Raw genomic sequence first — 18,564 nt, forward strand, 5'->3', positions numbered from 1 at the left:
CCCTCAATGCGGCGCGTCCAGATTGTCGATCTTGCGCAGCTTGGAAAAACCGAGCGCCCAGATGACCGCCACAGCAAGCGTGCCTGCCCCGCCGATGACGACGGCCGGAACCGCCCCCACGACATGGGCCATGGTGCCGGCGCGGAACTCACCCAATTCGTTTGATGCCCCCACGAACACCATGTTCACCGCATTCACGCGCCCGCGCACCTCATCCGGCGTCCAGAGCGCGATCAGTGTTTCACGCACATAGACCGACACCATGTCCGATGCGCCCATGACCACCAGCGCGGCGATGGAGAGCCACGCGGTTTGTGAAAGCCCGAAGACCACGGTGGAAACGCCGAAGAGACCGACACCGACAAACATCAGCAGGCCCGCATGGTGCCGGATGGGTTTGAACGCCAGAATGACCGCAACGGTGATAGCCCCGATGCCGGGAGCCGCACGCAAAAGCCCGAGGCCCCATGGTCCGAGTGTCAGCACTTCTTTGGCAAAGATCGGCATCAGCGCAACAGCACCACCCAGCAGGACGGCGAAAAGGTCGAGCGAGATCGCTCCAAGAACGATCCCCTCCTGCGAGATGAATTTGAACCCTGCCAGCATGGTTTCGAGGCTGATGGCTTTTGCCGGTCCGCGTTGTTCCGGTTTGCGGATAGCGACCGCAAGCGTTGCAGATACGATGAACAGCACGAACGCCACGCTATAGGCGACGGACGCACCGAGGCCATAAAGCAGACCACCGGCAACCGGTCCAAGAATCGATGCCATCTGCCAGGAAGACGAATTCCAGGCGATGGCATTCGGCAAGTCCTCGACCGGCACGAGATTGGGCGCCAGCGACTGGACCGCCGGTCCCATAAAGGCCCGCTCAATGCCGAAGACGACGAGAATGGCAAAGACCGGCCAGGGGGAAAAACTATGCGTCAACGTGAGACCGAGGAGCGCCGCAGCACAGAGCGCCGCCATCAGCAGGCATATGGCCATGATGCGGCGGCGATTGTGCCGGTCGGCGACCGTTCCGGTCACCAGGATCAGGAGCAACGATGGCAGAAACTGGAAAAGACCGATCAGGCCGAGATAAAAGGCATTGCCTGTTACCTCATACATCTGCCAGCCGACGGAGACGCTGACGATCTGGATGGCGAAGGCCGAGAAAAACCGGGCGCTGAAGAAGCGGCGATAGGAACTATGCCGGAATGCGCCAAAGCGGTTTTCGGCAGAAGGCAGGGACATCGGCTAGGTGCTCGCGAGACAATATGAGAGCTTTGCAATAGAGCGATATGACAAGAATCGCTAGCCCTCGCCAGCGGGATGGCGAAAAGTGTGAGCGGTTTTCGCCTGAAATCCCGCTGCCAGGCCATGGACCAGATCGTGACGATCGCCGGTCGATCCGACCAAAGATCATTACGATCTGGCGGAACACTTGCCGGTTCACGCGTCAATGTCTAAATGTCTTGCAACCAAGATACGGAGATATTGATGCTTGCCCTGTTTCAGACCATCGATCTGGCCTTGAACCTCTATACGTGGGTGCTGATCGCCAGCGCTATTTTTTCCTGGCTTTACGCCTTCAACGTCATCAATTCCCGCAACCAGTTCGTGAACGCCATCGGGAGTTTCCTGGTCAATGTCACGGAACCGGTTCTGCGCCCCATCCGCCGCATTCTGCCCAATCTCGGCGGCATCGACATTTCACCGATCATCGTGCTGTTGATTATCTTCTTCATCCGCTCCTTCATGTGGAACACGCTTTACCCGATGTTCGCTTGAGCAGCTGCTGGCTAAAACACGGCGATCATATCCGCCTGTCCGTCCGCCTCACCCCGAATGGCGGGCGGGATGCCATCGACGGCGTGGAGCAGGATGCGGATGGACACGCGCATCTGAAGGCCCGCGTCAGCGCCGTGCCGGAAGACGGCAAGGCCAACAAGGCGCTGATTGTTTTGCTGGCGAAAAAACTCGGCCTGCCCAAATCTTCCATCAGCTTCGTTTCAGGCGAAACAGCGCGCAAAAAAATCCTCCGGATCGATACCGAACCGGAGGATTTCGAAGAGCGTTTTAAAAAGCTTTAGACCGAATCAGCCCTGCGCCTTGTAGCGCTCGATGGCTTCGACGATCAGTTTCTTGGCGACGTCGACATTCTGCCAGCCGCCCATCTTCACCCACTTGCCGGGCTCCAGATCCTTGTAGTGTTCGAAGAAGTGCTCGATCTGCTTCAGGGTGATTTCCGGCAGGTCGGTGTAATTGTGGACCTTGTCGTAACGGCGCGTCAGCTTCGGAACCGGTACGGCGAGGATCTTCTCGTCCTTGCCGCCATCATCTTCCATGATCATTACGCCGATGGGGCGAACATTGATGACGCAGCCGGGAACCAGCGGGCGGGTGTTGCAGATAAGAACGTCGATCGGGTCGCCATCGTCGGACAGGGTGTGCGGCACGAAGCCATAGTTACCCGGATAGGTCATCGGCGTGTAGAGGAAGCGATCGACGATCAGCGCACCGGCATCCTTGTCCATCTCGTACTTGATCGGCTGGCCGCCAACCGGCACTTCAACGATAACATTCACGTCTTCCGGCGGATTTTTGCCTACGGAAATTGCATCGATACGCATTCGCTTCCCTCATTCGACGGGTTGGATTTGGTTTTCGATACTGGGAAAGTCGCCGCATTGCAACATGGGTTTGGGCTGATAAGGCAGAATGCCGGATTTGAGGCCATCGCAATTGCCTATCGCCGGCGTCTTCGTCAGTTCCAGACGAAGCCGACCTTTCGCAGCGAGGTGCCATCGAAATCTTCCATGCCTTCGGCAATATCGCGGCCGCCATGCGACCGGAAAAAGCGATTGGCGACATCGCTGTCCTCGAGGCACCAGACGACGATGCCGTTGCAGCCGAGTGAGGTCAGCAGTCTGCGGGCCTCCGTGAACAGCAGCGAGCCGAGCCCGATACCCTGATATTCCGGACGGAGATAAATTTCGTAAATCTCGCCATCATGCGGCAGCCCGCGCGCGCGGCTGAGACCCAGCGTCGCATATCCGGCAACCACACCTGCCACTTCCACCACCAGCATGGTCGCGGAGCCCTTGGTCGCCTTCCTCCACCAGATTTCGCCGCGACGCTCCAGCATCTGCGTCAACGGCCTGTGCGGGATCAGCCCCGCATAGGCCTGTTGCCACGACAGACGGTGCGCCTCGGAGATGGCGCGCGCATCATGCGGCTCGGCACGGCGAACATCGATGGATAACGTTTTCATAACGCGATTCTGGCCCCGGCCACGGAAACTTGCCAGTCATAAAGGTTAACGCCGGCAGGCTTACCCACAGCCTATTCATGTGGACGACCAGAAAAAATTAACGCATCCTTAACCTTCGACACAAGCGCCTTTCGACTCATGCACACATAAAAACGAATGCATAAAAAAACCCGGCACAAGGCCGGGTTTTTTGCATTCGTGATGACCAACCGCAATCAGATTGCGAGCTTGGCCTTTTCAAAACGCTTGCGGTCATTTGCGTCGAGGAACATCTTGCGCAGACGGATCGACTTCGGCGTCACTTCCATCAACTCGTCTTCCTGGATCCAGGAAAGAGCGCGGTCGAGCGTCATGCGGATCGGCGGCGTCAGCTTGACGGCTTCATCCTTGCCGGCGGCGCGGATGTTGGTCAGCTGCTTGCCCTTCAGCACGTTCACTTCGAGATCGTTGTCGCGCGTGTGAATACCGATGATCATACCGGCATAAACCTTTTCACCCGGCTCGATGATCATCGGGCCGCGATCTTCCAGGTTGAACATGGCGTAGGCAACAGCCTCGCCCGAACCGTTGGACAGCAGAACGCCGTTGACGCGACCGGCAATCTGGCCCTTGAAGGGCTGATAGTCGTGGAACAGACGGTTCATGATGGCCGTACCGCGCGTGTCGGTCAGCAGTTCCGACTGGTAGCCGATCAGGCCACGGGTCGGAGCGTAGAACTTCAGACGAACGCGATTGCCGCCGGAAGGACGGAGCTCGGCCATTTCAGCCTTGCGCTCGGACATCTTCTGAACGACGACACCGGAATGCTCTTCGTCAACGTCGATCACGACTTCTTCGATCGGCTCCAGCAGGGTGCCGTTCTCGTCCTTGTGCATCACAACGCGCGGACGCGAAACGGCAAGCTCGAAGCCTTCGCGACGCATGGTTTCGATCAGAACCGCCAGCTGCAATTCGCCACGGCCGGAAACGAAGAACGAATCCTTGCCTTCGGCCTCTTCGATCTTCAGCGCAACGTTGCCTTCGGCTTCCTTGAACAGACGGTCGCGGATAACGCGGCTCGTAACCTTGTCGCCTTCGGTGCCGGCAAGCGGGCTGTCGTTAACGATGAACGACATGGTGACGGTCGGCGGATCGATCGGCTGCGCGGTCATCGCCTCGGTGACGGACGGATCACAGAAGGTATCGGCGACCGTACCCTTGGAGAGACCGGCAATGGCGACGATGTCGCCAGCATGGGCTTCATCGATGGCCGTGCGCTCGATACCACGGAATGCGAGAATCTTGGAAATACGACCGGTTTCGATCGTCTTGCCATCCTGGCCAAGCACCTTCACAGCCTGGTTCGGCTTGATCGAACCGGAAGCGATGCGGCCGGTGATGATACGACCGAGGAAGGGGTTGGCTTCGAGGATCGTGCCGATCAGACGGAACGGACCTTCTTCGACCTTGGGCTCCGGAACATGTTCGAGAACCAGATCGAGCAAGGGCGCGAGACCCTGATCCTTCGGGCCTTCCGGGTTGACGTTCATCCAGCCGTCACGGCCAGAACCGTAGAGGATCGGGAAGTCGAGCTGCTCGTCGGTCGCATCGAGGTTTGCGAAGAGGTCGAAGACTTCGTTGATGACTTCTTCATGACGGCCATCCGGACGGTCGATCTTGTTGATCGCGACGATCGGGCGCAGACCAACCTTCAGCGCCTTGCTGACCACGAACTTGGTCTGCGGCATCGGACCTTCGGAACTATCGACCAGAACGATCGCGCCATCCACCATCGACAGGATACGCTCAACTTCGCCGCCGAAGTCGGCGTGGCCGGGGGTGTCGACGATGTTGATGCGAACACCCTTCCACTCCACCGAGGTCGCCTTGGCGAGAATGGTGATACCACGTTCCTTTTCGAGGTCGTTGCTGTCCATCACGCGCTCTGCAACGCGCTGGTTATCGCGGAACGAGCCGGACTGCTTCAGAAGCTCGTCAACAAGCGTCGTTTTTCCATGGTCAACGTGCGCGATGATCGCGATGTTGCGAAGTGCCATTGTTCAAAATCTCTGAGGTTGGGCGCTATATTGATGAGAAACGCCAATTTAGTTTGGCGCGCTCATAACCTTTTTTTTGCAAATGCGAAAGGGGGGCTCATATCATAAGCCCCCTGCGCTCAGCTTCTAGCTGAGAATTATGACAGTCTCTTATAGGAGACCGCGCTTCGAAAGCATCGCATCCGGGCTTGGCATCTTGCCGCGGAAGGCGAGATAGGCCTCCTCGGGATCGATCGATCCGCCGACGGAATAGATATTATCCTTCAGCCGGCGCGCCATCTCGCCATCAAAGGCATTGCCGGTTTCCTCGAAAGCGGCAAAGGCATCGGCATCGAGAACTTCCGACCACATGTAGGAATAATAACCGGCGGAATAACCATCGCCCGAGAACACATGCTGGAAATGCGGCGTCGCGTGCCGCATGACGATGGATTTCGGCATATTGAGGCTGGAGAGCACCTCACCCTGCACGGCCATCGGATCGGCAACGCTGTCGCGGGTGTGAAAGGCCATGTCGACAATCGCCGAAGAGGTGAATTCCACCGTGCTGAAACCGGCATTAAAGGTCTGAGCGGCCAAAACCTTGTCCAGCAGCGCCTTCGGCATCGGCGCACCGGTTTCGTAATGGAGGGCGTATTTTTCCAGAATTTCCGGCACCGTCAGCCAATGTTCGTAAAGCTGCGACGGCAATTCGACGAAATCGCGCGAGACGCCCGTTCCGGATACGGAAGGATAAGTGACATCGGACAACATGCCATGCAAGGCGTGGCCGAATTCATGGAACAGCGTGCGTGCATCATCAAGCGAAAGCAGCGCCGGTTTTCCCTCCGCCGGTTTGGCAAAATTGCAGACATTGTAGATGATCGGGATTTCACCGACCGTGCCATTCTTCAGCGGCAACTTATGCTGCGACTGGAAGGAGCTCATCCATGCGCCGGACCGTTTGGAGGGGCGGGCGAAATAATCGCCGAGGAACATGGCCTTCAGATCGCCCTTGCCGTCACGGATCTCGAAAATCCGCACATCCGGGTGGTAAGCGGCAACGCCTTTGACCTCGACCGCGTGAATCCCGAACAACCGCCCGGCCACATCGAAACAGGCTTCGATGATCTTTTCCAGTTGCAGGTAGGGCTTCAGTTCCGCCTCGGAGAAATTGAATTTCTGCGCCCGGAGCTTTTCGGCATAATGCCGCCAGTCCCATGGCAGCACCTCGTGGTTCTTGCCTTCGTTAGCGATGATGGCTGCAAGTTCAGCCTCTTCCTCACCGGCGCGACGAACAGCCTTTTCCCAGACCTGGCCGAGAAGACCGCTTACCGCATCCGGCGTCTTCGCCATCGTGTCATCGAGCTTGTAAGCAGCGAAATTCGCATAACCGAGAAGTTTTGCCTTTTCCTCGCGCAGTTCAAGCGTGCGGTGGACGGTTTCGCGATTATCGGTCTCGCCGCCATTTTCACCGCGCGCCACCCAGGCCTTGAAGGCCTGTTCGCGCAGGTCGCGGCGCTCGGAAAATGTCAGGAAGGGCTCGATGATCGAGCGGGAAAGCGTAACGGCAAATTTGCCGTCCTCGCCATGCTCGCGGGCAGCCCCCGCCATCGCATCGCGCAGGAAACCGGGAATGCCGGCCAGTTCCTCCTCGTTGACAAGCAGGAGCTTCCAGTTCTTTTCATCCGCCAGCACGTTCTGACCGAACCTGGCACCGAGACCGGCGAGTTCCTCGTTGATCGCGGCCAGCCGCTCCTGCCGGTCTTTGGGCAATTTTGCGCCAGAACGCACGAAACCCTTCCAGTGCCGCTCGAGAACCCGCTTTTCCTCACCCGAGAGCCCCAGCGTCTCGCGCTTTTCCCACAATGTGTCGATGCGTTTGAACAGCGCCTCGTTCATGCCGATCTTGGAATAATGCCGCGACATTTTCGGAGCGATCTCCCGCTCCAGCGCCTGAATCACACCATTGGTATTGGCGCCTGCCCTGTTCCAGAACAGCGACGAAATGCGCGAAAGATCATCGCCGGCGATTTCGAGTGCGGTCACCGTGTTTACGAAACTCGGCGCTTCCAGGTTGCCGGCAATCGCGTCGATTTCCTGCTCGTGGGACAGAAGGGCGGCATCGAAGGCCGGCGCGAAATTCTCATCCTTGACCGCATCGAATTTTGGCAGACCATTATGGCCGTTCCAGTGGACGAGTGCGGGATAAAGCGCGGTCTTCAATGGCATTTCGTCTTCCTTGTGCAATTCCGATTTAAAACCCATATGGGCACGCCTCCACCGCCAATTCAATATGCCGGGCGCAGATGACAGGCGATGTGGAAAAAACGCAGAAACTCCGGTCTTTTTGCTTCGGCGTAACAATTGTCGACTATGTTACGGGCCATCCAATAACCGAATTGACGCATACTTTACTCGATTTTCGACAATATGATTTGTGCACCATTGATTATCGCCCGGAATTTAGTAAGGCTGACTTACGAAAAGGCGAAGCATGGGCACGAAACGCGAAAAAGACTCACTGGCATTTTTGCTGAACAGCGGCGCACGCCTGCTGAACAGTGCTTTTGAGCGCCGAATTTCTGAAGCCGGCCTGGGCCTGACGCCCGGCGAAGCGCGCGCATTACTGACGGTTGCCGCCGTCGATGGCAGCAAGCAGTCGGATATTGCCGCCCGCCTCGGCATCGAGCCCATGACCATCTGCGCCTATCTCGACAAGCTGCAATCCCTCGACCTCATCGAGCGCCAGCAGGACCCGCAGGACAGGCGTTCCAAGCGCATCGTGCTGACGAAAAACTCCACCGAGATGCTGGAAGCCGTGCGCCAGGAAATCGATGAACTGGTGCGTCACGCCACGCGGGGCCTGAACGAAGAAGAGGTCGCGCTTCTCCGTGACTTCCTGCAGACGCTTCGCAACAATCTCCAGCCGGAACAGCCGGGCCAGAGCTGCTGACCGCAATGCCGCCAGAACCGATCATGTCGACAAAACGCACGGCCCTGCTCGGCGCGTTGCTGACGGCGCTGGCGCCGATTTCCATGGCGATCTATACGCCGGCCATGCCGGAACTGACACGGGTTTTCGCCACAAACGAATCCGCGATAAAGCTCAGCCTCTCGCTTTATTTTGCCGGTTTTGCCATGGCACAGCTGCTCGCCGGGCCGGCTTCCGACGCCTTCGGGCGACGCAGGGCGAGCCTCGCTTTCCTTTCGATCTTTCTGGGCGGCGGGCTGCTGGCGATTTTTGCCCCGACGATTGAAGTGCTGCTTTTCGCCCGGCTCATTCAGGGCATCGGCGCCTCCGTCGGCATGACGGTGGCGCGCGCCATCGTCCGCGACCAGTTCACCGGCGCGGAAGCCTCCAGCATCATGAACCTCATCGGCATCATGCTGGCCATCGGCCCCGCCATGGGACCGGCGATCGGCGGACTTTCACTTGCGGCTTTCGGCTGGAAATCCGTGTTTTTCCTGATGGCCGGCCTCGGTGCCGTCGCCATTTTCGCCGTCGTGGTTTTCCTGCGCGAAACGACGGTCCCCGACAAAGGCCTGATCCGCCCCCGCCGGCTCCTGTCGGCCTACGGCACCTTGCTGACCGAGCCGCGTTTTCTTCTGGCCGCACTGGTACTTGGCGGCTCCATCGGCGCGCTTTATGCGCAGGCCACCATGCTGACCTTCATTCTCATCAACACAGTCGGCCTGACGCCCACCGCTTTCGGCATCGGCATGTTGATGCAGACCGGCGCTTATTTTTTCGGCTCCATCGCCCTGCGCTACATCGCACCGCGACTGGGTGATCGCCGTTCCGTCATGCTCGGCCTCTGCTTTTCAGGAGCGGGCGGTCTGCTCATCCTGCTGTCGGTCTTCCTGATACCGCCGTCCTTCCTCTCCATCATGGGGCCTGTGGCGGTTGCAACGGTCGGTATCGCCTTGCTGACACCCTCGATGGTGACGGCGGCGCTTGCACCCTTCCCGCATATCGCCGGTTCGGCCTCGGCGATGATGGGTTTCATCCAGATGGGATCGGGTTTTGCGGGCGGCGCTGCCGCCTCGCTCATCGGTTCGCCCTTGACCGGTTTCGGCATCATCATCCCGGTGATGGAATTCACAGCCGTCGCGAGCTATATCGGCTTCCGTATCATCTCCAGAAAAGAGACATAAAAAACCCGCCGACGTCGCCGTCAGCGGGTTTCATCATCTTCACGTGAGCAGAATTACTTGCTGAGATTGCGCTTGGCCAGCGTGCGCAGGCGCAGCGCGTTGAGCTTGATGAAGCCCGCAGCATCCTTCTGGTCGTAAGCGCCGTGGTCGTCTTCGAAGGTCACCAGCGCGTCGGAATAAAGCGACTTGGCGCTTTCGCGGCCGGTCACCATGACATTGCCCTTGTAGAGCTTCAGCGTCACTTCGCCTTCCACATGTTCCTGGCTCTTGTCGATCAGGGCCTGCAGCATCTCGCGCTCCGGCGAGAACCAGAAGCCGTAATAGATCAGCTCGGCATAACGCGGCATCAGCTCGTCCTTGAGGTGCGCTGCACCCCGGTCGAGCGTGATGGATTCGATGGCGCGATGCGCGGCAAGCAGGATGGTGCCGCCGGGTGTTTCGTAAACGCCGCGCGACTTCATGCCAACGAAGCGGTTCTCGACCAGATCGAGACGACCGATGCCGTTTTCACGGCCGTAATTATTGAGCGTGGCAAGAAGCGTCGCAGGCGACATTTCAACGCCGTTGATGGAGCAGGCATCACCCTTGCGGAAACCGACCTTGATGACGGTTGCCTTGTCCGGAGCCGCTTCCGGCGAGATGGTGCGCATATGCACATATTCCGGCGCTTCCTGTGCCGGATCTTCCAGAACCTTGCCCTCGGAAGAGGAGTGCAGCAGGTTGGCGTCGACGGAGAAAGGCGCTTCGCCCTTCTTGTCCTTGGCGACCGGAATCTGGTGCTGTTCGGCGAAGTTCAGGAGGTCGGTACGGCTCTTGAACGTCCAGTCGCGCCAGGGCGCGATGATCTTGATGTCCGGGTTCAGCGCATAGGCCGAAAGCTCGAAACGAACCTGGTCGTTGCCCTTGCCGGTGGCGCCATGGGCGATGGCGTCGGCGCCGGTCTTCTTGGCGATCTCGATCAGGTGCTTGGAAATCAGCGGACGGGCAATCGACGTGCCGAGCAGATAGACGCCTTCATAAACGGCGTTGGCGCGGAACATCGGGAAGACGAAATCACGCACGAATTCTTCGCGGACGTCCTCGATGAAGATTTCCTTGATGCCCAGCATCTCGGCCTTCTTGCGCGCCGGCTCAAGCTCTTCGCCCTGGCCGAGATCGGCGGTGAAGGTCACGACTTCAGCGCCGAGTTCCGTCTGAAGCCATTTCAGGATGATCGAGGTGTCGAGGCCGCCGGAATAGGCGAGAACGACTTTCTTAACGTCTTTCGGAAGTGCCATAGTGATGTCCATCTGCATGATGACGGCATCAGGGCACCGCCATTTCCTTGGGATTTCGGCACTTTTACAGTGCAACCCGAAATGTGTGAAGCGCTTTTCCGTGAGATAAGCGACAAAACAATTGATGGGCGCGCATGACGACAGGTGATCACCGGCCGCACCGATGGGAACGAAGCAATTGTCACATGCATTTAGAAAATTCGCGCTTTATCATAAAGCGGCGCGATCGACTTGAAGACCGTGAATGAAGCCACTCAGGTTCAGGCAACGTTGCAAACCGCTGGAAACAGCAGAAACGACGCGAAGGAGAAACCTATGACGACCATCCACCCCGCATTCAAGGAAGATAATGTCGCTGTCATCACCGGTGCGGCATCCGGCATCGGACTCGCCGCCGCCCGCAAATTCGCCGGTTTCGGCATGAGCGTCGTGCTCGTCGATCTCGATGGCGAAAAGCTCGCCGCAGCCCATGCGGATATTCTTGCCGTCGCCAAGGACGGCGAAGCGCAGATCGTCACAATCCCAACCGACGTATCGAAACTCGATGAGCTGGAGGCGCTGGAACGCGCCGTGATCCAGCGTTTCGGGCGCGTCCACGTCCTCATGAACAATGCCGGCATTCAGCCGGGCAGCGCCATCTTCGGACCGCAGGCCAATTGGGAAAAGATTATCGGCGTCAATCTGATGGGCGTGGTGAACGGCAGCCGCGTTTTCGGTCAAGGCATGATCGCCCATGGCGAGCCAGCGCTCATCATCAACACCGGCTCAAAACAGGGCATCACCACGCCTCCCGGTGATCCGGCCTACAACGTCTCGAAGTCAGGCGTCAAAACCTTCACGGAAGCGCTTCAGCACGAGCTGCGCAATATTCCGAACGGCGCAGTTTCCGCCCATTTGCTGATACCCGGTTTCGTTTTCACGGGTCTCACCGCCCATGGCAGGACGGAAAAGCCGGAGGGCGCCTGGACCGGCGAACAAACCGTCGATTTCATGATCGAGAGCATCGGCCGGGGCGATTTCTACATTCTCTGCCCGGATGGCGAGGTGGATCGCCCGACGGATGAAAAACGCATTCTCTGGGCCGCCTATGATATCGTCCAGAACCGCCCGCCGCTTTCGCGCTGGCACACGGAATATTCCGCCGCCTTCACCAGCTTCCTGAAAAACTGAATTCCCAGTCGCCGTGCTTGAAAGGGTACGGCGGCTATCCTCCCCGACAGGCGCATTGTCGCGCAAAAACATTGGCAGAAACGCGAAACCGCGTTAAGCAACGGCAATCTCCAAATTTTACGGGTGCCGCGATGGATTTCGTTCCGAGCCTGCCAACACTGATCGCCTTCACCATTGCCATTCTGCTTCTGGCGGTGACGCCGGGGCCCGACATGACGCTCTGGATCAGCCGCTCTTTGCGTGAAGGCCGCGCGGCAGGTTTCATGACGCTGGTGGGAACCAATATCGGCATCACCGTGCACACAATGCTGGTCGCTTTCGGCGTCGCCGCCCTCATCGTCGCATCGCCGACCGCCTTCATGATCCTGAAAACCGGTGGCGCTGCCTATCTGGTCTGGCTCGCCATTCAGGCCATCCGCAAGGGCTCGGATTTCGTGATGGTGAAAAGCACCGGTGAAAAAGCGCAGGCCTCGCTGAAATCGGCCTTGCTGAACGGCATCTGGGTCAATCTGCTGAACCCCAAGGTCATCATCTTTTTCATGACCTTCCTGCCGCAATTCGTCAGCGCCTCCGATCCGCATGTCACCGGCAAGCTGATCTTCCTCGGCATCTGGTCCATCATCGTGGCGCTGCCGATCGGTATCGGCATCGTGATTGCCGCCGATGTTCTCTCCGCCTGGCTGCAGCGCAACCGGAAGGTTCTGCGCGGGCTGGATTATACGATCGCCGGCGTCTTCTCGCTTTTCGCAGTCAAGATTTTCTTCACGCAAACGCGCTGAGGGCAAATAAAAAGGCGCCGGAAGGCGCCTTTTCTATAATCAACCGATAAGCAACTCGTCATCGTCAAGCGTCTGGCCGCGTATCTTGCGGAACATCTCGATCAGGTCTTCGACCTCGAGATCCTTACGGCTGTCACCGGATACGTCGAGCACAATTTCACCGGCATGCAGCATGATCGTGCGGGTGCCGTAATCCAGCGCCTGACGCATGGAATGGGTGACCATCAGGGTCGTCAGCTTGCGCTCCGACACCACCTTGCGGGTCAGCTCCATCACAAATTCCGCCATGCCGGGATCGAGCGCTGCCGTATGTTCATCCAGCAGCAGCACGTCCGAACCAGAAAGCGTCGCCATGACAAGCGACACGGCCTGCCTCTGCCCGCCGGACAGAAGGTCCATACGGTCCTTCAAACGGTTTTCGAGACCGAGATTGAGCGAAGCAATCCGTTCCTTGAAGAACTCCCGGCGGCCGCGCCCGAGCGCCGGCAGAAGGCCGCGGCGTTCACCACGCGATGCCGCCAGTGCCAGGTTTTCCTCGATGGTCAGCGCACCGCAGCTGCCCGCCAGCGGGTCCTGAAACACGCGCGCCACCCGTCCCGCCCGGCTGGCAGTCGGCTTGCGGGTGACATCGGCGCCGCCGATCATCACCTTACCCGCCGTTGGCAGGACATCACCGGCCAGAACACCGAGAAGCGTGGATTTACCCGCACCATTGGAGCCGATGACTGTGACGAAGGAGCCATCCTCGATGGTGAGATCGATCTTGGCCAGCGCCTGCTTTTGCAGCGGTGTGCCGCGCCCGAAGACGACCTGGATATCGGAAAGCGAAATCACGATGTTGCTCCCCCACGGCGCAGTCGCGGCAGGATCAATGCAATGGCCACCAATACCGCCGTTACGAAATTGAGATCGGACGCCTTGAGACCCAGCACATCGCTCGACAAAGCGAGCTGAATGGCGAGACGATAGGCGATGGAGCCGAAGACACAGCCGATCAGCGCGATCAGGATGCCACGTGCACCAAACAGCGTCTCACCGATGATGACGGCCGCAAGCCCGACAACGATGGTACCGACACCGGAGGTCACATCCGCAAAACCATTGGTCTGCGCAAACAGCGCACCACCAAGAGCCACCAGCGCGTTTGAGAGCGCCATGCCGAGATAGATCTGGTTGCCGGTCTTCACGCCCTGCGCCCGCGCCATCCGCGCATTGGCACCCGTCGCCCGCATGGCGAGGCCCGCATCGCTTTCAAGGAAACGCCAGACGAGAATGACCACGATCAGCACCAGCGCACCAACGAAGAGCGGCCGTACCAGATATTCGGAGAGGCCGAGGCCATAAAACGGCGAAATCATCGTGTCCTGATTGAGCAGCGCCACATTCGGCTTTCCCATCACCCGAAGATTGACGGAAAACAGCGCGATCATCGTCAGGATCGAGGCAAGCAGGTTCAGGATCTTGAAACGAACATTGAGGGTGGCGGTCACGATGCCCGCGGCAGCGCCGGCAACCATGGCAATCGCCGTCGCGACCCAGGCATTCAGACCGGCGATGATCAGCACGGCAGCAACGGCGGCGCCAAGCGGAAACGAACCGTCCACGGTCAGGTCCGGAAAATCGAGTACGCGGAAAGCGAGATAGACGCCGATCGCCACGAAAGCGAAGACCAGTCCCAGCTCCACGGCACCCCAGAAGGCGATTTGGCTCACGGTAATGTCCTTGTTATTGCCGCCATCAGGCGGATACGGGCACCGTCTCGTGCCACGTAAAACGGGCGGCGGAATGCCGCCGCCCGCAATTCAGTCATGTTTCGGTTCAGTCGATGACCTTGGTGGCGCGCTTCGTCACGCTTTCAGGGAAGGTGACGCCAACTTTTTCGGCAACCTTCTTGTTGATCACGAGATCGGTGCCGACAGCCACGGTGGCCGGAATGTCGCCCGGCTTTTCACCCTTGAGGATGCGGACAACGACGGCGCCTGTCTGCTTGCCAACGTCGAAATAGTTGAAGCCGAGGGCTGCAACCGCGCCACGCGCGACGGAATCCGTGTCAGCAGCGTAAAGCGGGATCTTCGCTTCGGAGGCAACACCGGCTGCCGCCTCGAAAGCAGAAACGATGGTATTGTCGGTCGGAACGTAGATCACGTCGGCCTTGCCGACCAGTGCGCGGGTTGCGCCCTGAACTTCAGCGGACTTGGTGGCGACGGATTCGACAACCTTCAGGCCGGCCTTGTCGGCTTCGGCCTTCAGCAGGGCGAGCGTCGAGGCGGAATTGGCTTCGGCCGAGTTGTAGATGAAACCGATGGACTTGGCGTTCGGGGAGATTTCCTTGATAAGCGCCAGGTGCTCGCCAACCGGCAGCATGTCGGAAAGGCCGGTCACGTTGCCACCGGGCTTTTCCATGCTCTTTATAAGCTGTGCGCCGACAGGATCGGAAACTGCCGTGAAGACGACCGGGATATCACGCGTGGCCGCAACGACAGCCTGAGCCGACGGCGTGGAGATCGGCACGATGACCGAAGGAGCGTCGCCCACGAACTGGCGCGCAATCTGCGCTGCGGTGCCGGGATTTCCCTGTGCGGACTCATAAAGGAACTTGAGGTTCTCGCCTTCCTTGTAACCGGCTTCGGCAAGGGCAGCCTTGACGCCGTCACGGGCGGCGTCAAGCGCCGGATGTTCAACGATGGCGGTGACGGCAACGGTGACGTTTTCAGCCTTGGCCGGCAGAACGATGGCGCTCGCGGCAGCGAGAGCCAGAATGAATGCGCGCATGGATATCCTCCTGTTGGTTCCCTGTTTTCGTCTTTCTAGGAACAAGACAGACCGAAATCAATCGGAGAACCGCCGGAAACCCAGCTTTATGGCGCAAATGCGGCTTATTCAGTCGTCTGCGCCGTGGTTAGCGATCATCATCGCCTCAAAAGCCAGTCGCTCGGTCTTGCGCATGCGTTCCGATTCCGACTTCAGCTGACCGCAGGCGGCAAGGATGTCGCGGCCGCGCGGCGTGCGGATCGGCGATGCATAACCCGCCTGATTGATGAAATCGGCAAACTTCTCGATCTGCGCCCAGTCGGAGCACTGGTAATTCGTGCCCGGCCAGGGGTTGAACGGAATGAGATTGATCTTGGCCGGAACGCCCTTCAGAAGCTGCACCAGCATCTTGGCGTCTTCCAGGCTGTCATTGACGTCCTTCAGCATCACATATTCGAAGGTGATGCGGCGGGCATTGGAAAGACCCGGATAGTTGCGGCAAGCCTCGATCAGCTCCTTCAGCGGATATTTCTTGTTGATCGGCACCAGCATGTCGCGCAGCTCATCACGCACCGCATGCAGCGAAATCGCCAGCATCACGCCGATCTCATCACCCGTGCGGAAGATTTCCGGCACAACGCCGGACGTCGAGAGCGTGACGCGACGCTTGGAGAGCGACAGGCCGTCGCCGTCGGTGGCAATCAGGAGCGCGGTCTTCACGTGCTCGAAATTATAGAGCGGTTCGCCCATGCCCATCATCACGATGTTGGAGACCTTGCGGCCTTCGCTCGGCACATAGGCACCGACCGGCGTAGAACCATCAGGGAAATCACCCAGCCGGTCGCGGGCGAGTAGAAGCTGCGAGAGAATTTCCTCCGCCGTCAGGTTGCGCACCAGGCGCTGCGTGCCGGTGTGACAGAAGGAGCAGGTCAGCGAACAGCCCACCTGGCTCGATATGCACAGCGTGCCGCGCCCTTCTTCGGGAATATAGACCGTCTCGATCTCGACGGGGCGGCCGGCACCGCGCGGCGGAAAACGCATCAGCCATTTGCGGGTGCCGTCATTGGAGATCTGCTCCTCGACGATTTCCGGGCGAGCGATGGTGAAGGCCGCCTTCAGCTTCTCGCGAAGTTCCTTGGCGACATTGGTCATATTGTCGAAATCGGAGACGCCGCGCACATAAAGCCAGTTCCACAACTGGCTGACGCGCATCTTCACCTGCTTCTGCGGCACGCCGATTTCTGCCAGCGCCTCGCCCATTTCCTCACGCGTCAGGCCGATCAGCGACGGCTTGCCGGACATGAGATCGCTATTGGCGATCAGCGGGGTTTTGACTGCCAGACCGGCAGAAGCTTGCATTACGGACATCACGTTATCCCATCGTTCCATGCATCGCACGACCGGCCTGTCGGAAAGGCGGAAAATCGTCTGCATGTCGAGAAAATCAAAGGCGGAGCACTTTTCGCGCATCCGCCTGTCAATGTTGCCGCGCCTTTAGCATCAAACTGGCAAAAACGCAAATGGCCGGTCGAGGACCGGCCATTATCAAACGCGATGAAGCGTCCGTGTTACTTGCAGCTCTCGATCTGCTTGAGAGCAGCCGAAATACCCGAGAGCGAATAGGAGTAGGAAGTGCCGGTTCCGCGACCGGACGTCGCCTTCACCGTCATCGACTTGCCGCTCTTCATCGCTGCGACGAGAGCTGGCTCTTCAGCGGCGTTCTCAACCCAGGCGGCCTTGTCCTTGGTGAACATGACGAAGTTCTTGTTGTCGATCGTCACATTGACCTTGGAGCCCTGCTTCAGCGGATAACCTACCATGGCCTGCGGCTCATAGGAGATGTTCTGGCCAGGGCGCTGCGAGACGATGAAGAAGATATCGCCGTGGTCAACACTTGCCGGTTCCTTGGAGGTCGGAATGGAAAGAACGTAGCAGACGGTGCTGTTGCCCGATTTGTACGAATAGGCACCCCAGGCATTGAACTGCTGGATGCGCGTGGGCGACTGTGCAGATGCTACGCCGACGCTGGTCAGCAAAATGGCCGCTGCGGTTGCTACACTTCTTACAAACATAGAATTTCCTGCCGGGTTATTGTCTTCCATTGGCCCGAAGCAGCGGCGGGCTCCATTTTCTGGATCGGCCACGTTCAGGTGCGGATCGTCTTTTCTCATTGTGGTCGGAAAGCGGTTACCAAACCGTCAACAACACGCATAAAATGCCGGAAACGTCTTGCGGTGTTACAGATTGGCGACTTCCCGACGCCCTGAGGAGAACGGCGTGGCACGCCCTTCCCTCGTGTGTAAGACACATAAATTCAGGCAAGAATTTGTCACCCGCCGGGCTCTGCCGGAAGGACACATCACAGAGACGTTACCCGGCTTCCTGCTGGCGCTTCAGCATGGCGTCAGCCGCCTCGTAATGCTCCATCTTGATATGGGCGCGGATCATGGCGAGCGCGGCGGTAATGACCGCGATATCATCGGTAAAACCGACGACCGCCAGCATGTCCGGCACCGCATCGATGGGCATGATGAAATAGGCAAGGGCAGCCAGAATAATACCCTTGGCGCGCAACGGCGTGTCACGGTCGATCGCGCAATAATAGGCCGCAGCCGCGTCGCGCGCGAAGGGAACCTTCGTCATCACCCGCTTCAGCTTGGGCCAGAATTTGGCGCGCACGACATTCTCACGCTCCTGCTGCTTGTCGGCTTCGCCCGGCAGAAGAATTTCACCGATTTTCACATCATCCATGATCGACGGTCCTCCGGTCACGGCTATTATATGGGACTGAACGCGCGCCGTTCAATTCCCCCGACCCGCAGCCGCCTTCTGCATGGCTTCGGCCAGAAGAAAGTCCCGCTCCGTCACACCCTGTGAATCATGGGTGGTGAGGCAGACCTTGACCCGCGAATAGACATTGGACCATTCGGGATGATGATTGAGCCTTTCCGCGACAAGTGCGGACTCGGCCATGAAACCGAAGGCCTCCGCAAAACTCGAAAACTTGAAGGAGCGAACGATCGCCGCCCCGTCTTCACGCAGCGACCAGCCCTCGAGTTTCGACAATGCCTGCCGGATGGCGTCCGGTTCAAGTCTGGGATATTTCATGACTCTTGCCTCCGCTTGAGACCCATTAACGCTTCAACGACCGGATCGAC

19 protein-coding genes are annotated in these 18,564 nt (G+C 58.8%); 6 read left to right on the forward strand and 13 right to left on the reverse strand.

Annotated elements, in window-relative coordinates:
• Positions 1–3: 3 nt before the first annotated feature.
• Positions 4–1,236, reverse strand: a complete 1,233-nt coding sequence (locus QD336_RS09940; RefSeq protein WP_499170479.1) for an MFS transporter — start codon at positions 1,234–1,236, stop codon at positions 4–6.
• Between the two features lie 246 nt (positions 1,237–1,482).
• Here QD336_RS09940 and QD336_RS09945 point away from each other — a divergent pair, with 246 nt between their 5' ends.
• Both QD336_RS09945 and QD336_RS09950 read left to right on the forward strand, forming a co-directional pair.
• Positions 1,483–1,773 carry a YggT family protein gene (locus tag QD336_RS09945; protein WP_269346902.1) on the forward strand — a complete coding sequence of 97 codons (291 nt, stop codon included), beginning with the start codon at positions 1,483–1,485 and terminating at the stop codon, positions 1,771–1,773.
• On the forward strand, positions 1,770–2,075 hold the full coding sequence (locus QD336_RS09950) for a DUF167 domain-containing protein (protein WP_499170480.1): 306 nt from the start codon (positions 1,770–1,772) through the stop codon (positions 2,073–2,075). Before QD336_RS09945 ends, QD336_RS09950 begins: the two co-directional genes overlap by 4 nt.
• A gap of 6 nt (positions 2,076–2,081) precedes the next feature.
• Here QD336_RS09950 and ppa read toward each other — a convergent pair whose 3' ends face one another.
• The 4 genes from ppa to QD336_RS09970 all read right to left on the reverse strand — a co-directional run bounded on the left by ppa (position 2,082) and on the right by QD336_RS09970 (position 7,503).
• A complete protein-coding gene (gene ppa / locus QD336_RS09955) occupies positions 2,082–2,615 on the reverse strand; it encodes an inorganic diphosphatase (protein WP_269346898.1) in 534 nt (177 codons plus the stop codon).
• A gap of 134 nt (positions 2,616–2,749) precedes the next feature.
• Positions 2,750–3,256: a GNAT family N-acetyltransferase gene (locus tag QD336_RS09960; protein WP_269346896.1), complete on the reverse strand. Its 507-nt coding sequence runs from the start codon at positions 3,254–3,256 to the stop codon at positions 2,750–2,752.
• Positions 3,257–3,471: 215 nt separating this feature from the next.
• The gene (gene typA, locus QD336_RS09965; protein ID WP_269346894.1) at positions 3,472–5,292 is read right to left on the reverse strand and encodes a translational GTPase TypA; all 1,821 of its coding nucleotides are present in this window, start codon (positions 5,290–5,292) and stop codon (positions 3,472–3,474) included.
• A gap of 150 nt (positions 5,293–5,442) precedes the next feature.
• On the reverse strand, positions 5,443–7,503 hold the full coding sequence (locus QD336_RS09970; protein WP_499170481.1) for a M3 family metallopeptidase: 2,061 nt from the start codon (positions 7,501–7,503) through the stop codon (positions 5,443–5,445).
• Positions 7,504–7,768: 265 nt separating this feature from the next.
• Between QD336_RS09970 and QD336_RS09975 the strand changes: the two genes are divergently transcribed.
• Together QD336_RS09975 and QD336_RS09980 are read left to right on the forward strand one after the other, a co-directional pair.
• The gene (locus QD336_RS09975) at positions 7,769–8,227 is read left to right on the forward strand and encodes a MarR family winged helix-turn-helix transcriptional regulator (protein ID WP_499170483.1); all 459 of its coding nucleotides are present in this window, start codon (positions 7,769–7,771) and stop codon (positions 8,225–8,227) included.
• 5 nt (positions 8,228–8,232) lie between these two features.
• The gene (locus QD336_RS09980) at positions 8,233–9,429 is read left to right on the forward strand and encodes a multidrug effflux MFS transporter (RefSeq protein ID WP_499170485.1); all 1,197 of its coding nucleotides are present in this window, start codon (positions 8,233–8,235) and stop codon (positions 9,427–9,429) included.
• Between the two features lie 53 nt (positions 9,430–9,482).
• Here QD336_RS09980 and QD336_RS09985 read toward each other — a convergent pair whose 3' ends face one another.
• Positions 9,483–10,706 carry an argininosuccinate synthase gene (locus QD336_RS09985; protein ID WP_269346887.1) on the reverse strand — a complete coding sequence of 408 codons (1,224 nt, stop codon included), beginning with the start codon at positions 10,704–10,706 and terminating at the stop codon, positions 9,483–9,485.
• Between the two features lie 315 nt (positions 10,707–11,021).
• Here QD336_RS09985 and QD336_RS09990 point away from each other — a divergent pair, with 315 nt between their 5' ends.
• Both QD336_RS09990 and QD336_RS09995 read left to right on the forward strand, forming a co-directional pair.
• Positions 11,022–11,876, forward strand: a complete 855-nt coding sequence (locus QD336_RS09990) for an SDR family NAD(P)-dependent oxidoreductase (RefSeq protein ID WP_269346885.1) — start codon at positions 11,022–11,024, stop codon at positions 11,874–11,876.
• A 131-nt stretch (positions 11,877–12,007) separates the two neighbouring features.
• Positions 12,008–12,655 (forward strand): LysE family translocator, encoded by a 648-nt coding sequence (locus QD336_RS09995; RefSeq protein ID WP_269346883.1) that lies wholly within the window; start codon positions 12,008–12,010, stop codon positions 12,653–12,655.
• A 39-nt stretch (positions 12,656–12,694) separates the two neighbouring features.
• Here QD336_RS09995 and QD336_RS10000 read toward each other — a convergent pair whose 3' ends face one another.
• The 7 genes from QD336_RS10000 to QD336_RS10030 all read right to left on the reverse strand — a co-directional run bounded on the left by QD336_RS10000 (position 12,695) and on the right by QD336_RS10030 (position 18,514).
• Positions 12,695–13,489, reverse strand: coding sequence for an ABC transporter ATP-binding protein (locus QD336_RS10000; RefSeq protein ID WP_269346881.1), 795 nt, complete (start codon positions 13,487–13,489; stop codon positions 12,695–12,697).
• The gene (locus tag QD336_RS10005; RefSeq protein ID WP_269346879.1) at positions 13,486–14,367 is read right to left on the reverse strand and encodes an ABC transporter permease; all 882 of its coding nucleotides are present in this window, start codon (positions 14,365–14,367) and stop codon (positions 13,486–13,488) included. Before QD336_RS10005 ends, QD336_RS10000 begins: the two co-directional genes overlap by 4 nt.
• A 106-nt stretch (positions 14,368–14,473) precedes the next feature.
• On the reverse strand, positions 14,474–15,427 hold the full coding sequence (locus tag QD336_RS10010; protein ID WP_269346878.1) for an ABC transporter substrate-binding protein: 954 nt from the start codon (positions 15,425–15,427) through the stop codon (positions 14,474–14,476).
• 108 nt (positions 15,428–15,535) lie between these two features.
• On the reverse strand, positions 15,536–16,708 hold the full coding sequence (rlmN, locus tag QD336_RS10015) for a dual-specificity RNA methyltransferase RlmN (protein WP_269347074.1): 1,173 nt from the start codon (positions 16,706–16,708) through the stop codon (positions 15,536–15,538).
• A gap of 266 nt (positions 16,709–16,974) precedes the next feature.
• Positions 16,975–17,478 (reverse strand): invasion associated locus B family protein, encoded by a 504-nt coding sequence (locus tag QD336_RS10020; RefSeq protein ID WP_269346877.1) that lies wholly within the window; start codon positions 17,476–17,478, stop codon positions 16,975–16,977.
• A gap of 298 nt (positions 17,479–17,776) precedes the next feature.
• Entirely contained in the window at positions 17,777–18,157 is a 381-nt protein-coding gene (locus QD336_RS10025) for a YkvA family protein (RefSeq protein WP_269346875.1), read from the reverse strand.
• A 51-nt stretch (positions 18,158–18,208) separates the two neighbouring features.
• The gene (locus QD336_RS10030; protein ID WP_269346874.1) at positions 18,209–18,514 is read right to left on the reverse strand and encodes a 4a-hydroxytetrahydrobiopterin dehydratase; all 306 of its coding nucleotides are present in this window, start codon (positions 18,512–18,514) and stop codon (positions 18,209–18,211) included.
• Positions 18,515–18,564: the final 50 nt, after the last annotated feature.

Source organism: Rhizobium sp. BR 250 (genome assembly GCF_047445855.1).
Taxonomy (GTDB): domain Bacteria; phylum Pseudomonadota; class Alphaproteobacteria; order Rhizobiales; family Rhizobiaceae; genus Agrobacterium; species Agrobacterium tumefaciens_I.

Bases quoted from the DNA above. Each gene is read 5' to 3' on its own strand.
- QD336_RS09940 (WP_499170479.1), bottom strand. From the start codon at position 1,236: ATGTCCCTGCCTTCTGCCGAAAACCGCTTTGGCGCATTCCGGCATAGT.
- QD336_RS09945 (WP_269346902.1), top strand. From the start codon at position 1,483: ATGCTTGCCCTGTTTCAGACCATCGATCTGGCCTTGAACCTCTATACG.
- ppa (WP_269346898.1), bottom strand. From the start codon at position 2,615: ATGCGTATCGATGCAATTTCCGTAGGCAAAAATCCGCCGGAAGACGTG.
- QD336_RS09960 (WP_269346896.1), bottom strand. From the start codon at position 3,256: ATGAAAACGTTATCCATCGATGTTCGCCGTGCCGAGCCGCATGATGCG.
- typA (WP_269346894.1), bottom strand. From the start codon at position 5,292: ATGGCACTTCGCAACATCGCGATCATCGCGCACGTTGACCATGGAAAA.
- QD336_RS09970 (WP_499170481.1), bottom strand. From the start codon at position 7,503: ATGCCATTGAAGACCGCGCTTTATCCCGCACTCGTCCACTGGAACGGC.
- QD336_RS09975 (WP_499170483.1), top strand. From the start codon at position 7,769: ATGGGCACGAAACGCGAAAAAGACTCACTGGCATTTTTGCTGAACAGC.
- QD336_RS09980 (WP_499170485.1), top strand. From the start codon at position 8,233: ATGCCGCCAGAACCGATCATGTCGACAAAACGCACGGCCCTGCTCGGC.
- QD336_RS09985 (WP_269346887.1), bottom strand. From the start codon at position 10,706: ATGGCACTTCCGAAAGACGTTAAGAAAGTCGTTCTCGCCTATTCCGGC.
- QD336_RS09990 (WP_269346885.1), top strand. From the start codon at position 11,022: ATGACGACCATCCACCCCGCATTCAAGGAAGATAATGTCGCTGTCATC.
- QD336_RS09995 (WP_269346883.1), top strand. From the start codon at position 12,008: ATGGATTTCGTTCCGAGCCTGCCAACACTGATCGCCTTCACCATTGCC.
- QD336_RS10010 (WP_269346878.1), bottom strand. From the start codon at position 15,427: ATGCGCGCATTCATTCTGGCTCTCGCTGCCGCGAGCGCCATCGTTCTG.
- rlmN (WP_269347074.1), bottom strand. From the start codon at position 16,708: ATGTCCGGCAAGCCGTCGCTGATCGGCCTGACGCGTGAGGAAATGGGC.
- QD336_RS10020 (WP_269346877.1), bottom strand. From the start codon at position 17,478: ATGTTTGTAAGAAGTGTAGCAACCGCAGCGGCCATTTTGCTGACCAGC.
- QD336_RS10025 (WP_269346875.1), bottom strand. From the start codon at position 18,157: ATGGATGATGTGAAAATCGGTGAAATTCTTCTGCCGGGCGAAGCCGAC.
- QD336_RS10030 (WP_269346874.1), bottom strand. From the start codon at position 18,514: ATGAAATATCCCAGACTTGAACCGGACGCCATCCGGCAGGCATTGTCG.